Source organism: Mesorhizobium sp. YC-39, assembly GCF_025753795.1.
In the GTDB taxonomy this organism is placed as follows: domain Bacteria; phylum Pseudomonadota; class Alphaproteobacteria; order Rhizobiales; family Rhizobiaceae; genus Mesorhizobium.
This window is the reverse complement of sequence record NZ_JAOWPS010000001.1, coordinates 1,406,599-1,419,717: the sequence shown is the minus strand read 5'-3', so window position 1 is coordinate 1,419,717 and position 13,119 is coordinate 1,406,599. Positions and strand designations below refer to the sequence as shown.

The 13,119-nt window shown below is 61.0% G+C and carries 11 protein-coding genes; 5 read left to right on the top strand and 6 right to left on the bottom strand.

Features of this window, described 5'->3' with window-relative positions; translation table 11 throughout:
• Positions 1-171 precede the first annotated feature (171 nt).
• Positions 172-1,062, top strand: a complete 891-nt coding sequence (locus tag OHD62_RS06695; RefSeq protein ID WP_263781679.1) for a transglutaminase family protein — start codon at positions 172-174, stop codon at positions 1,060-1,062.
• 179 nt (positions 1,063-1,241) lie between these two features.
• Here OHD62_RS06695 and OHD62_RS06690 read toward each other — a convergent pair whose 3' ends face one another.
• From OHD62_RS06690 to OHD62_RS06670, 5 genes are all read right to left on the bottom strand, one after another.
• Positions 1,242-1,544 (bottom strand): DUF1236 domain-containing protein, encoded by a 303-nt coding sequence (locus OHD62_RS06690; protein ID WP_263781678.1) that lies wholly within the window; start codon positions 1,542-1,544, stop codon positions 1,242-1,244.
• A 618-nt stretch (positions 1,545-2,162) separates the two neighbouring features.
• A complete protein-coding gene (locus tag OHD62_RS06685; RefSeq protein ID WP_263781677.1) occupies positions 2,163-2,924 on the bottom strand; it encodes a glutamine amidotransferase in 762 nt (253 codons plus the stop codon).
• 84 nt (positions 2,925-3,008) lie between these two features.
• Positions 3,009-4,010: a rhamnose ABC transporter substrate-binding protein gene (locus tag OHD62_RS06680; RefSeq protein ID WP_263781676.1), complete on the bottom strand. Its 1,002-nt coding sequence runs from the start codon at positions 4,008-4,010 to the stop codon at positions 3,009-3,011.
• Between the two features lie 47 nt (positions 4,011-4,057).
• Positions 4,058-5,047: an ABC transporter permease gene (locus OHD62_RS06675; protein ID WP_263781675.1), complete on the bottom strand. Its 990-nt coding sequence runs from the start codon at positions 5,045-5,047 to the stop codon at positions 4,058-4,060.
• Complete coding sequence (locus OHD62_RS06670; protein WP_263781674.1) at positions 5,044-7,605, bottom strand: ATP-binding cassette domain-containing protein; 2,562 nt, start codon at positions 7,603-7,605, stop codon at positions 5,044-5,046. The genes OHD62_RS06675 and OHD62_RS06670 overlap by 4 nt, the downstream gene beginning before the upstream one ends.
• Positions 7,606-7,798: 193 nt before the next feature.
• Here OHD62_RS06670 and OHD62_RS06665 point away from each other — a divergent pair, with 193 nt between their 5' ends.
• Entirely contained in the window at positions 7,799-9,043 is a 1,245-nt protein-coding gene (locus OHD62_RS06665) for an ROK family transcriptional regulator (RefSeq protein WP_263781673.1), read from the top strand.
• Between the two features lie 125 nt (positions 9,044-9,168).
• Here OHD62_RS06665 and OHD62_RS06660 read toward each other — a convergent pair whose 3' ends face one another.
• The gene (locus OHD62_RS06660) at positions 9,169-9,840 is read right to left on the bottom strand and encodes a FadR/GntR family transcriptional regulator (protein ID WP_263781672.1); all 672 of its coding nucleotides are present in this window, start codon (positions 9,838-9,840) and stop codon (positions 9,169-9,171) included.
• 193 nt (positions 9,841-10,033) lie between these two features.
• Here OHD62_RS06660 and OHD62_RS06655 point away from each other — a divergent pair, with 193 nt between their 5' ends.
• From OHD62_RS06655 to OHD62_RS06645, 3 genes are read left to right on the top strand one after another with little or no spacing between them, the layout of a single operon-like run.
• The gene (locus OHD62_RS06655; RefSeq protein ID WP_263781671.1) at positions 10,034-10,912 is read left to right on the top strand and encodes a fumarylacetoacetate hydrolase family protein; all 879 of its coding nucleotides are present in this window, start codon (positions 10,034-10,036) and stop codon (positions 10,910-10,912) included.
• Positions 10,909-11,688 carry an alpha/beta fold hydrolase gene (locus tag OHD62_RS06650; RefSeq protein ID WP_318528726.1) on the top strand — a complete coding sequence of 260 codons (780 nt, stop codon included), beginning with the start codon at positions 10,909-10,911 and terminating at the stop codon, positions 11,686-11,688. Before OHD62_RS06655 ends, OHD62_RS06650 begins: the two co-directional genes overlap by 4 nt.
• A 53-nt stretch (positions 11,689-11,741) precedes the next feature.
• Positions 11,742-13,082 carry a metal-dependent hydrolase family protein gene (locus OHD62_RS06645; RefSeq protein WP_263781670.1) on the top strand — a complete coding sequence of 447 codons (1,341 nt, stop codon included), beginning with the start codon at positions 11,742-11,744 and terminating at the stop codon, positions 13,080-13,082.
• The last annotated feature ends 37 nt before the right edge of the window (positions 13,083-13,119 follow it).

The window sequence follows — 13,119 nt, the reverse complement described above, 5'->3', positions numbered from 1 at the left end:
GGTCTCGATGCGAGGGTGGCATGGGCCAGTCCACAAGCTGGCCTCGATGATCGGGGCAACCCCGTCCTGCGGATGATCGATATCGCGGAAAGCCCTTCGGACGCACATCGAAAAAAATTATATGATTGCGCGAACATCGCAGGTTGCAGGTGAAAGTGTTGACGAACGCTGATGCCGATTTTTTCAGTTAAGCATACGACCGTCTATCGCTACAGCCGGCCGGTGCGGCTTGGCGAGCACCGGCTGATGTTCAGGCCGCGCGACAGTTTCGATCAAAGACTTCTGGACCACGCCCTGTCTGTGGATCCCGAGCCGAAAGAAGTTCGCTGGATCCATGACGTTTTTGGAAACTGCGTTGTGGTGATCGATTTCAACAGCCCAACCAAGGAACTGCGCTTCGCGACAGAGATTCGGCTGGATCACACGCCGCAGCATGCGCCTGATTTCCGTATCGACGAGGCCGCGCTTCACTATCCATTTTCCTATGATCCCGACGAGGCCGCCGATCTTTCTCAAACCATAGAACGTCAGCATCAGGATGGCGGCGACGAGATCGGCAAGTGGGCACGACAGTTCCTGAGCGCCGCAGGACACACCGAGACCGGCAAATTGCTGATGACACTTTGCTACGCCATTCACGAGAGCTTTGTGTATTCACGTCGGATCGAATCCGGGACGCAACCGCCTCTCATGACGTTGCACCTGCGCCGAGGCACATGCCGGGACTTTGCGCTGTTCATGATGGAAGCGGTTCGTTCGCTCGGCTTTGCCGCCCGTTTTGTGACCGGTTATGTCTATGTGCCGAGCCGCGACAGCGCAGCGGTGCTTGGCGGCGGGTCAACGCATGCCTGGTGTCAGGTCTACCTGCCTGGTGCCGGTTGGGTCGAGTTCGATCCCACCAATGGCATTGTCGGCAACCGGGATTTGATTAGGGTGGCTGTGGCTCGGCATCCACGACAAGCCATCCCTCTTTCCGGGAGTTATTCTGGAAGCGCGTCGAGTTTTCTGGGAATGACTGTTGAGGTGAAAGTGGCGAAGGAAGTCGATCCGCAACAAAATTAGCATCCTCTGATGTTTTCCGAGGGCCGCTTCTCGATCGCCAAGGCTAGCCAGCTCAGAGAGAGATACTCTTGACGATCGCGTCGCCACGCAAGCGCGCCGCTGGCCGACAGACCTGACTGAAGCGCAAAAAAGCCCGCCGCACCTTTCGGCGCGGCGGGCTTCAACGTGAAGAGTTCGCGTCAGTCGTAGACCTTAACAATCTTGCGGGTGGATGGATCGACCAGGACGGTTCGGCCATCGACGACCACATAACGGTACTGAACGTCCGGCACCTCGTAAAGCTCGACTGTATCGGGCAAAGCGGTGCCGATGTTGAGTTCCACGCCAGGAAGGCTGAAGGACGCCATCGGTTTCTTTTTCACGTACTCCCGGATCACTGTGTCCTGCTCCGGTTGAATGACGATGACGTCCTGAGCGGCTGCGGCGCTGACACCAACTAGCAAAAGGATGCCTGCGGCGGCCGATGAAAGTTGCTTTCTCATATTACCTCCGAGCAAACTCCGCTGCGACGCTTCATTGCTGCCGCGACGGGTTGCATAGCTTGAACGGTGCGGAGCAGCTCTTGTTCCACTGGCAGTGCGCGGACCCGCTTACACAACGCGCGCCCGCTCAAGGTTTAGGTTCTTCCTGAGCAGGCGCGTTTGGGTCTGGACAATCCAGATGGAGCCATGTTTCGCACGACGAGGGCTGATCGCCAGCGCCGCCATAGTGTTCCACGAGTTTTGCGAAACCGTAGGCGAAGGCGAAAAGAAGCGCCAAAACAACCCCTATCCGAACGGCCATACGGTATTGTAGCGGATCCTGCTTCTGAAGGCGCGGATCACTTCGCTCGCGCGATTTCCTTGACGAGATCGCGGGTTTGGCGACGCATGTCGCTGATCTCATCGACCAAGCTTTTGTCCACCTCGGTGGGCCGATGTCGTTTTGAGAGAAAGCCGGGAAATTCGCTCGTGGGGCGTGAGTTTCGGCTGCCGACCAGACTAAATCCCCAATAGCACGATGCCCCGGCCCACTCGTCGCCAGATCATGCGAAACGGGGTCTCGTTTCGTCGAAGGTTAGGATGGTCCACCAGGCAACGCACCGGTCGTATCCGGCTTTCTTATTCATTGCCGGCCAGCCAACCGATCATGTTCGCCATCAGCCTGCCGTAAAGCGGCCACCCGAGAAAATCCTGCGACAGCCAATGCGGGCCGATATCGGTCGCCCAGGCAATCGTTCGGCCGCGGCCATGGGTGCGGACGGCAAGAAGCGGCCAGTCCGTGCTGCGGTGGTGACAGGTCGCCAGAAGCCGGGACGAACTATCGCGCCTGAAATCCAGCTTGTTCATGCCAAGAATAGGCGGCAAGGGCCCCTCCACGCCGGCAAAGATCGGATGTGACGGCTGCAGAATGGAAGCTTGCAGGCCTTGCGGCACCTCCATGCCATCGCAAAAAGGCAGGCAGCGGACCGGCAGGACGTCTTCGACCGGGGTGTCGTGGAACCGGGCCGTACCGAACATACCCTGAAAGCCCATATAGCCCCCGGCCAGCATCAGCCCGCCGCCGCTTTCGACATAGGCTTTGAGCACCTCGAGGCGGTTGACGCCGACACGCCCGGCGCGGGCATCCGGCGTGACCAGCAATGTCAGCGCGCCGACATCGGAGATGACCACCGCCTGATACTGGGCCAGCGCATCGAGGTCATAGGGGAATTCCGCGGCGCAGCGCTCGCCACCGATCTGCGTGACGGCGATGCCCTCAGTGGCCAGCGCCGCATTGAAGGCCGTCGCTCCATTGGTCGAGGCAGCACTGGTCAGCACATCGCCGCCGACGGCGACCGAGGTCGTTGCCGCGAAGGTTTCGCCTGCAAGCAACAGTTTCATTGTCGCCCTCACTGTTCGATCGATCGGGATTGAGAGAGAGCGCCAGATGAACCGGCGCCCCTCAAGGGTAGGAGGTCGCCGGGATCAGAACTTGAACTCGGCCAGATTTTCGGGGGTCACGATCTTCGCCGGACCAAGGATCAATTCGCCGCCGGCCCCGATCGTGTACTCGCCAAGCCTGCCTGCCGAGAACTTCTCACCTTCCTTGCCGGTGATCTTGCATTGCGCAACGGCTTGGGCAGTCTGATAGGCAAGATAGCCAAGATCGGTGACGTTCCACCAGATGTCTTGCGCGGCGCCGTCCTTGATGTATTTGGCGATCAGAGTGGCGGGTGCGAGACCGGTGAGCTTGACCTTGCCGATGAGGCCTGCCTCCTCGAGTGCCCGGGCGGCCGCCGGGAGGCCGATGCCCGCCGGAACGATGATTACCTTGAGATCCGGAAACGCCTGCACCAGCGCCAGCGCCTGCTGCTGGTTGATCTGTTCGCTTTCCTCACCGTATGCGACCTGCACCAGCTTCATCTTGGCGAACTTCGGCTCCGCCGCCATCTTCGCCTTCATGAAATCGATCCAGGCGTTCTGGTTGGTCGCCGTGGGAGTTGAGGACAGGATCGCGAATTCGCCTTCACCGCCGGTAAGGTTGAACGCGCTTTCCAGCATCATTTCGGCGAGACTGTCGCCCTTCACCTGATTCACGAACACAGTGCGCGCATCGGCCGCCACGTCGGAGTCATATGAAATCACCCTGACGCCCTGCTGAACGGCGCGCTTCAGCGCAGGCGCAACGGCATTGGCGTCGTTGCCGGCAATGGCTATGACGCCGACCTTCTGCGACACGAGGCTGTTTATGAATTCGATCTGCGCCTCGGCCGTCGCCTGCGATGGGGCGACCTGGATGGCGGTGCCGCCAATTTCCTTCGCTGCCTCTTCCGCGCCTCCAAAAGCCACCTTGAAGTAGGGGTCGGTGTCGAGCTTGGGCAGGAAACCGACCGTTACCGGTTCCTTGGCGCATTCCTGGCTTAGGGCCAGCGAAGTTGGCGCGAGCAGAACCGCGGATGCGAGCAGGGCTAATCTAAACGCTTTCATTGTGACTCCTCCGTCAAAAAATTCGGGCTTGAAGAAGGGGCCCGAGATCACCCCTTGGTCTCGCGCAAGGCGCGCGATCTGCTGAGCATCTCCTGTGTGGAGCGCCAGTAATTGCCGACCAGCAGCGAGCCGATCAGAAGCAGGCCGATGATCATGCCCTGTGCGTCGCCGCCGATCTGGTTAAGCGCCAGGACGTTGCGGATGATGGCGATCAGGACCAGCGCCAGCATGACGCCGGTCAGGCGGCCCTTACCGCCAAAGACGCTGACGCCGCCGAGCAGGACGATGGTGATCACGTCGAGTTCCATGCCGAGCGCATTGTTGGCGCGGGCATTGGAGAGGCGGGCGGTATAGACAATGCCGGCGATGGCGGCGGCGACGCCCGAGACGATGAACAGGTTCAGGACCATCCGGCGGGTGTCGATGCCGGAATAGCGCGCCACTTCGGGGCTGCCGCCGAGCGCATAGATCCGCTTGCCGGTCGGCGTCTTCTGCAGCACGACCGCAAACACCGGCGCGAGCACCAGGAAAGGCACGATGGTCCACGGTATCTGGGTGCCCGGCAGGTTGTTGATGCCGAAATCGACGACCGCAGTCGGCAGGATGTTGACCGAACCGGTGCCGAGCAGGATATAGCCAATACCGCGATAGAGCGCCATGGTGCCGAGCGTCACAACCAGCGACTGCAGTCCCAGGCCCGAGACCAGATAGCCGTTGAAGGCGCCGAGCAGGCCGCCGGCGACGAGAGTCAGCGGGATTGCCGCCAGCGTCGGCACGCCGGCCTGGACGAGCAGGCCAAAGACGACGGACGTCAGTGCCAACACCGAGGCGATCGACAGGTCGATCTCGCGGGTGATGATGAGCAGTGTCATGGGCAGGATCAGCAACGCCTTTTCAGAGGCACTCGCGGCCAATTGCGAAAGATTGAACCCCGAGACGAAATTCGGCACGAAGATCGCCGCGTAGAGGAATATGGCCAGGCAAGAGGTCGCCAGCAGCAGATCCCAGAAGTCGATCGAACGGAGGAACTTTCTCATCTCGCCCTCGCCTGTCTTGCCTGCTCCGCGCGCCGCACGATGAAGGTGTCGATGCCGATGGCGACCAGGATCACCAGGCCGTAGACGCCCTGCAGCCACAGCGGGTCGACGCGCACCAGCGTCAGCCCGTTCTTGATGACCAGCAATGTGAGCGCGCCAAGGATGATGCCGAGCAGCGTGCCCGAACCACCGCGGATGGCGACGCCGCCAACCACCGCCGAAGCGATTACGGTGAGTTCGAAGCCGAGCGCGACACGGGCGTCGATGGTGGCGTAGCGGGATGCCCAGAGCGCGCCGCATAGGCCGCCGAGCAGGCCGGCCATGCCAAAGGCGAGCAGGATGCGCCTGTCGACGGGAATGCCGATAAGGCGCGCGCCGTCCGGATTGGAGCCGGTGGCGAACAGCTCGCGCCCGATGGCCGTGCGATAGAGCAGCACGTAGCCCAAGCACAGGATGACGATGGCGATGACGACGATCAGCGGCACGCCGGCGATCTTCAGGCCGGTCATGTCGAGCCAGGCTTGCGTAACTTCGTCGGCGCTGATCTGGTCGCCGGCGGCCCAGATCGAGTTGAAGCCGCGAAAAATTGACATCGAGGCCAGCGTGACGACGATGGCCGGGATCCTTCCCCTGGTAACGACCAGGCCGTTGATCAGGCCAGCGGCACCGCCGACCGCGCATGCGGTCGCCAGGCCGACGCCGATGTCGAGTCCCGGATAGGCCTGAACCATGCTGGCCGCCATGTAGGCTGAAAGACCGATCACCGCGGCGATCGAAAGGTCGATATTGCGGGTGATCAGCACCAGCATCTGGGCGAGTGCCGCGACGACCAGCAAGGCAGCATCCATGGACACGGCGGTGAGGTTTGCCGCGCTCACCATGCGCGGGTTGATGATGGTGACCGGAATGGCGACCGCCAGCATCGCGGCGAGCAGGCCGAACTCCCGCCGCTTCAGAATATCGAGCGGTCCTTTTCTCTTCTCCTCGCGGGCGGCGCGTTGCGCCTGTGCTGCCGGGTCGACGCGTTCGCCGGTCTTCGTCGCCGCTTCGAGCACCTTTTCCTGGGTGGCTTCGCCACGCGCGAATTCGGCCATCCGGTGGCCTTCGCGCAGGACGACAATGCGATCGCACATGCCGATGAGCTCGGGCATCTCGGAGGAGATCAGGATGATCGCCATGCCTTGCACCGCAAGGTCGGCGATCATCGCATGCACTTCCGCCTTAGTGCCGACATCGATGCCCTGCGTCGGCTCGTCAAGGATGAGGACGCGCGGCTCCGTGCGCAGCCATTTGGCCAGAGCCACCTTCTGCTGGTTGCCGCCGGACAATTCCTTGACCGGCTGTCCATAGCCGGAGAAGCGCAACTTCATGCGCTTCAACCAACCCGAGACCAGATCGATCGCGCGATCCGTGCTGTAGAGACCGGAGGGCGCCGCCTTGTCGAGTATGGGCAGCACGGCATTGTCGAGGATGGAGAAATCCATCACCAGGCTCTGGCCCATGCGGTCTTCCGAGACATAGGCGATGCGCGCATCCATGGCATCGCGCGCCGATGCGAAGCTAACAGGCCTGCCATCAATCAGGATTTCGCCGGCATCCGGCTGGTCGATGCCGAACAGCACGCGCGCGATCTCCGTCCGTCCGCTGCCGACCAGGCCGCCAAGCCCAAGCACCTCTCCGGCGTGCAGCTTGAGGTCGATGTCGGAGAAGCCGCCGGCGCGCGAAAGCCCCCTCGCCTCCAGCACCAGCGCGCTGATGGCGTGGTGACGTTCGGGATAGAGGTCGGTCACCTCGCGGCCGACCATCATGCTGATGGCGGCTGCGCGGCCAAGCTCTACCTTCGGCTTGACGCCGATGAGGCGACCATCGCGCAGCACCGCGATGCGGTCGGCGATCCGAAAGATTTCGTCCATGCGGTGGCCGACAAACATCATCGCTACGCCGTGCAGCCTGAGATCGGCGACGACAGCGAAAAGCCGCTCGACCTCGCGCTGCGACAGGGCTGCCGTAGGCTCGTCCATGATCAGCACACGCGCGTCGAGCGAGAGCGCGCGGGCGATCTCGACGAGTTGCTGCTCGGAGGTGCGCAGCGTTCCGAGCCGCGTTGCTGCCGGCACGTCGAGGCCGACCGTCGCCAACACCTTGCGCGCGCCAGCAAGCATGGCGGCGTTGTCGATGCCGCCGAAGCGGTCGCGCGGCATGTGACCGAGATAGATGTTTTCCGCGACCGACAGATCCGGGAATAGGCCGGGATGCTGGTGCATGACCGCAATGCCGGCGGCCTGGGCGCCATGCGGCGAATGGAAGACTACAGGCTTGCCGTCGACCTCGACATGACCATCAGTAGGGGAATGCACGCCGGCCAGCAACTTCACGCAGGTGCTCTTGCCGGCGCCGTTTTCGCCAAGCAGCGCCAGCACCTCACCGGTGCGCAATTCGAAGGACGCATCCTTGAGGGCAATCGTGCCGCCGAAGGCCTTCGTCGCCCGAATTAGGGCAACAGGTACAGCCACGCCTCCCGCGGCATCGGCTTCGCCATATGCGCCCAACTGCAGCACGTCTCCTCCCTTATTTTTTCAATTTGCTATATTAAATAGGCGAAAGCCGCAACTGGAAAATTGACTTCCACGGTCTCGCCGCGCAATGTCGCGTCGCGCATAGGTGCGCGGCCGGAGTGTCTCGATCGCAGCAGTTTCAAAGCTGCAGGCGGTCAGGTTGGGCTCCGCGAGAATAAATGGGGAGGCGCCGGTTTTGTCCGGAAAAGGCAGCAATTCCGTCAAGGTTCGGCATTACAATGAGCGCTTCGTGCTTGATGCCATCCGCCGCCTCAAGGAGGCCTCGAAGTCCGACCTGGCACGCGCCGCAAATCTGACACCAGCCGCGGTCGCCGCCATTGTCGACGGGTTGGAGTTGTCTGGATTCGTAAAGCAAGTGGGAAAAAGATTCGGACAGCGCGGATCGCCGTCCACTCTCTACAGGCTTACGCCGGAGCGGATCTACAGCGTCGGCATCAAGATCGGCCGGCGCGCGCTGGAAGCCGTGCTCGTCGACTTCGCCGGCGAGGTCAGAGCCCGTGAATCGCACGAGTATCGCTTTCCGGATCCCGATCTGGTGCTCAAGGCCGGCAACATGTCGCTCGCCAATTTCGAAAAGTTGGTCGACGGGCTTGGCGATGCCAGCATGGTCGGCGTGGGCATCGCTTCGCCCTATTTCCTCGGCGGCTGGAGCGAGGAGCTCGGCTTTCCCGACGACCTTGGCAATCGCTGGGAAGCAATCGACCTGACGACATTCTTCACTACCCGGCCGAAGATCCCGGTTTTCGTGGAAAACGACGCATCGGCGGCGGCGCTGGCCGAACTCATCCAGGGGGCCGGCTCGCGGTTCCGCGACTTCATGCACATCTCGATCGACACTTTCGTCGGCGGCGGGCTGGTGCAAGGAGGCAAGGTGCATACCGGTCCGCACGGCAACAGCGCCGCTCTCGGCCCGTTACCGGTCTCGCCTTCAAGCCTCGACTCGGTGGCGGCCAAGCCGGCGCGCTACCAAAGCCTGCTGCATCGCGCTTCCATCTATGTGCTGGTCAATCATCTCAAGTCGCGCGGCATCGAGATCAATCGGGTGCGGGAACTGGACCCCTTGCCGCCGGGCGCGCGCGCGCCGCTGTTCGAATGGATCGACGATTGCGCGAATGCGCTGGTCGAGGCGATCATCGCCATCACCTCCGTCATCGACATCGAGGCGATCGTGCTCGACAGCATCCTGCCACGGCCGATCCATCTCGAGCTGCTGGCAAAGGTGCAGACCCAGTTCAACCAGGTCAGCGCTATCGGCATCGTGGCACCGGAAATCGTATCGGGGCAATTCGGCCCCGAGGCCTCGCCGATCGGCGCGGCGATGTTGCCGTTTTCGGCACTGTTTGCCCCCGATAGCGGAGTGCTAATGATCGGCAAGGACAGAACAATGTTGCTGGGTAGCCTTTCGAGACTTGCCGGCTAAAGCTAACTGGCCAGAAGCTCAGCGATCTCGTGCGCAAGCGGCCGGTTCCGGTGCACTGCCCGACACCAAGTTGCGTGAGCGCATCAGGCAGGCGACTGTAAAATCATACATGCCCTGGTTGATAGTCACCGACCCAAGAGGTTTCTTTCGACGGTTCTCAGATGGACCAGCATCGCCGTCTTCGCGCCTTCCGGATCGCGATGGAAGAGTGCGTCCAGTATCGCCTGGTGTTCCTGGCAATACACCTGGCGCCGCTCTTCCGAGAATGAGCGCTTCTTCATTTCAAACCAGGGCGACTGGTTGCGAATGGCCCGCATGAGGTTGTGAATCTCTTTCAAAAAGTCATTGCGGCAGCATGCGAACACCCGGTGATGGAATTCTGCGTCCCAATGCTCGAAAGTGGGCATATCATCCGCTTCGCAGGCGGTCTGATGCGCTTCGCGCACCGCATTCAGTTCCGCAGCGCTTGCGTTGGTTGCGGCAAAGGCCGCTGCTGCGGGCTCCAGCAATTGGCGGATCTCCATCATGTCGGCCGGGCTGGTGCCTTCCATTCGGCTAACCATGGATGCGATCGACATGGGATTTGTTGCGGTCAAAAAAGTGCCCCGCCCCACATGCCGCACGACGGTTCCGTCATCCTCCAGGAAACCTACCGCACGACGCACTGTGTTGCGGGCGACACCGAACTCGACCGCGAGATCGCGCTCGGGCGGCATGCGGCCGTCCTCGAGCCATTCGCCCGAGGAGATCCGCTTCTTCAACATTGTGGCAATATCGTTGGCAATGAGCTTTGGCATTTGTGACGCTTTATCTGATCCAATTTTGAGCCAATAATATCAATTGCAGCACCGCCGGTCTAGCGCGAACAAGCTCATGTCCTTCGAAATCTCTAAAATTCGCACGCGCACTCACTTGCAGCCTAAACCAATTGGCGTTACCGTGTAATAAAAGAGCGCATATTGGCTCACAAAAGGTTCAGGGAGAAGGCGCATGAAAATCGCGACATTCGCGATCGCTGGAGAGCGTCGCATCGGAATTGTCGATTTCGATGGGCAGACCGTTGCGCCCTTTGACCTGCCTGTCGAACAGGCACAATCAGGCCTTCTTGCCTTGATCCGACGAAACGGAGCCGGGGTGCCGCGCACGCTTTCGGCCATTCCGCTGGCACAGGTCGAGATCGAAGCGCCAATCCCCCTGCCGGCCCGAAACATCTTCTGCGTCGGCAAAAATTATCACGAACATGCACATGAGTTTGCTCGCAGCGGTTTCGATTCCAGCGCCGGAGCTGGAGCGATCCCCAAACATCCGATCATCTTTTCGAAAGTGCCAGAATCGGTCGTGGCCAATCATGCGAGCGTGCTGATCGATTCCTCCGTCTCGACCGCGATCGACTACGAGGCTGAACTGGCCGTCATCATCGGCAAGGGCGGCCGCGGCATCTCGAAAGAAAACGCGCTCGATCACGTCTGGGGCTATACGATCGTAAACGACGTCACTGCTCGCGACCTCCAGGGAAAATACAGCCAGTGGCTGATCGGCAAGTCGCAGGACACGTTCTGCCCCATGGGTCCTTGGGCTGTTACCAAAGACGAGTTTGACCTGGATAACGCGGGCATACGCTGTTTCGTCAATGAGGATTTGCGTCAGGATTCCAAAATCTCGCTGCTGATTTTCGACATCCCGACGATCATTGAGACACTGTCGCAAGGCATCACGCTTAAGCCCGGCGACATTATCGCCACTGGCACGCCGGTCGGTGTCGGTATCGGCTTTGATCCGCCCAAATATCTGAAGGCAGGTGACGTCGTGCGCATCGAGATCGACGGCATCGGCACTCTCGAGAACCGCTTCGCAGAGCGTGTCCAATGACTACAGTCACAGTTGGCCAAGTCGTCGCGGAAGTCGCTGGCGAGGGCATGCCAGTCGTTATGATTCATGGCCTCGGTGGAACAGCGAACATGTTCCAGCCACAGATGGCTACCCTGTCAGCCTATCGTGTCATCAGACTCGACCTGCCCGGATCAGGCCGCTCGGCGCGGCCAATCGAGCCCTTGACGATCGAAATCATGAGCGAGGCCGTTATCCGCGCCATGGTTGGGATGGGCGTCACCCGAGCGCATTTCGTCGGCCATTCGATGGGCACCATCGTTTGCCAGCAGATTGCCGCAACGCAGCCCTCGCTTGTCGCTTCACTGACGCTGTTCGGCGCGCTGGCCGAGCCTGCCGAAGCGACGCGGCAAGGCCTTGCCAATCGGGCACGGCTCGCGAGGTCGGGCGGCATTGCCGACATCGCCGACCAGATCGTTGCCAATGCGTTGTCGGCGCACACCAGGGAATCTCATCCTGCGGCTGTCGCCTTCGTGCGCGAATCGATCACCAGGCAGGATCCGGAATCTTACGCCCGCACTTGCGAAGCCCTGGCCAAGGCTTCCGCAGTTGATACCCGGCGCATTTCGGCGCCGACGCTGTTGGTTACCGGCGACGCAGACACTGTCAATCCAATGAGTGTCGGACAGGCGCTTGCCGACGCTATCAAGGGAGCCATATTCTCGTCACTGGATCGGTGCGGACATTGGGCCACGATGGAGTGTCCCCGCGAAAGCAGCCAGAAGCTCGCCGATTTTTTGAGACGCGTTGATAGGTGAGGATCGGAATTCGGGCGTAAAAACAACGCGTCCGACAGTTTGGGAGGTCTCTGATGGCAGACGATGGCTGGAACGGAAACGGTTCGGGCAGCACGCTGTTCACCAATGTGCGTGTTCTCGATGCCACCGGCGAGTATCCCTATACCGGCGAGGTGCTGGTGCAGGGCAATCGCATCAAGCAGATCACCAAGGGTTCGTCGCGCTTCAGTTCGTCGTCGACCTCGTCTTCCTATGGCGGCGCACCAGGGGGCACCACCATCATAGACGGCATGGGCGCAACGCTGATGCCCGGCATGATCGATGCACATCTGCACCTGTCCTGGAACAATGCACCTGGCATCGATCCGATCCAGATGATGGAGATCGAAGAGCACATGCTGGTCACCATGGAGATGGCCAAGCTGGTGTTGGATGCAGGCTTTACGGCGGGGCGAGGCGCTGCGGCAGCCAAGCCGAGGCTCGACGTGGTCTGCAAGAAGTTCATAAACCAGGGGCGGTTTCCCGGGCCACGCTACCTCGCAGCAGGACCCGAGATCACCACGGTGGGCGGCCTGGGCGATTCATCGCCATCGCACATTCCGCATGAGGGCCTGAACCTCGGCATTGTCGTCTCGGGTCCGGAAGAAATTCGGCGCACAGTGCGGCAACTGATCAAATACGGCGTCGATTCGATCAAGCTCAATCTTTCGGGCGAATCCATTACGGGAATGGGTGCCGAGGAAACACCTATGTCCGAAGAAGAGGTCGCCATGGCAGCCTCGGAGGCACGCTGCCGCAACAAGGTGCTGTCGGCGCATGCGCGCTCGTCCGGCTCGGTCAAGCAGTGTATCCGCCACGGCATCCAGAATATCTACCACGCCTCGTTCGCCGACGAGGAAGCGCTCGATATGTTGGAGGCGGCCAAGGACAAGCATTTCGTCGCACCCGGCATCGCCTGGCTGATCAACACCGCGCGCCACGCCGAGCAATGGGGCATCAAGCCTGGATCGCCACTGTCGCTGGAGTATGAGCGCGAGCTCGAAATGTGCATCGAAACGATGAAGAAGATGCACAGGCGCGGCATCCGGGTCTGCATCGGCGGCGACTATGGTTTTGCCTGGACGCCGCAAGGCACCAATGCCAAGGACATCCAGACATTCGTCGAGATGCTCGGTTACTCGCCGATGGAAGCGATCCAGGCCGGAACAAAGTTGGGCGGCCAGATCATGGGCATGGGCGACGAGCTTGGCATGATCAAGGAAGGTTATCTCGCCGATCTGCTGCTGATCGACGGCGATCCGATCTCCGACGTGCGCATCCTCCAGGACAAGAACCGCATCCTCGCTATCATGAAGGACGGCAAGTTCCACAAGGCGCCGCGCATGAACGAGCAGCGCCGGCGGCTCACGGCATGAGTATTCTTGACCAACCATCATCGTCGTCCCAGCTATC

Excerpts from the sequence above, each read along its gene's own strand:
- OHD62_RS06645 (WP_263781670.1), top strand. The coding sequence starts at position 11,742 with ATGGCAGACGATGGCTGGAACGGAAACGGTTCGGGCAGCACGCTGTTC.
- OHD62_RS06695 (WP_263781679.1), top strand. The coding sequence starts at position 172 with ATGCCGATTTTTTCAGTTAAGCATACGACCGTCTATCGCTACAGCCGG.
- OHD62_RS06660 (WP_263781672.1), bottom strand. The coding sequence starts at position 9,840 with ATGCCAAAGCTCATTGCCAACGATATTGCCACAATGTTGAAGAAGCGG.
- OHD62_RS06650 (WP_318528726.1), top strand. The coding sequence starts at position 10,909 with ATGACTACAGTCACAGTTGGCCAAGTCGTCGCGGAAGTCGCTGGCGAG.
- OHD62_RS06675 (WP_263781675.1), bottom strand. The coding sequence starts at position 5,047 with ATGAGAAAGTTCCTCCGTTCGATCGACTTCTGGGATCTGCTGCTGGCG.
- OHD62_RS06685 (WP_263781677.1), bottom strand. The coding sequence starts at position 2,924 with ATGAAACTGTTGCTTGCAGGCGAAACCTTCGCGGCAACGACCTCGGTC.
- OHD62_RS06680 (WP_263781676.1), bottom strand. The coding sequence starts at position 4,010 with ATGAAAGCGTTTAGATTAGCCCTGCTCGCATCCGCGGTTCTGCTCGCG.
- OHD62_RS06655 (WP_263781671.1), top strand. The coding sequence starts at position 10,034 with ATGAAAATCGCGACATTCGCGATCGCTGGAGAGCGTCGCATCGGAATT.
- OHD62_RS06690 (WP_263781678.1), bottom strand. The coding sequence starts at position 1,544 with ATGAGAAAGCAACTTTCATCGGCCGCCGCAGGCATCCTTTTGCTAGTT.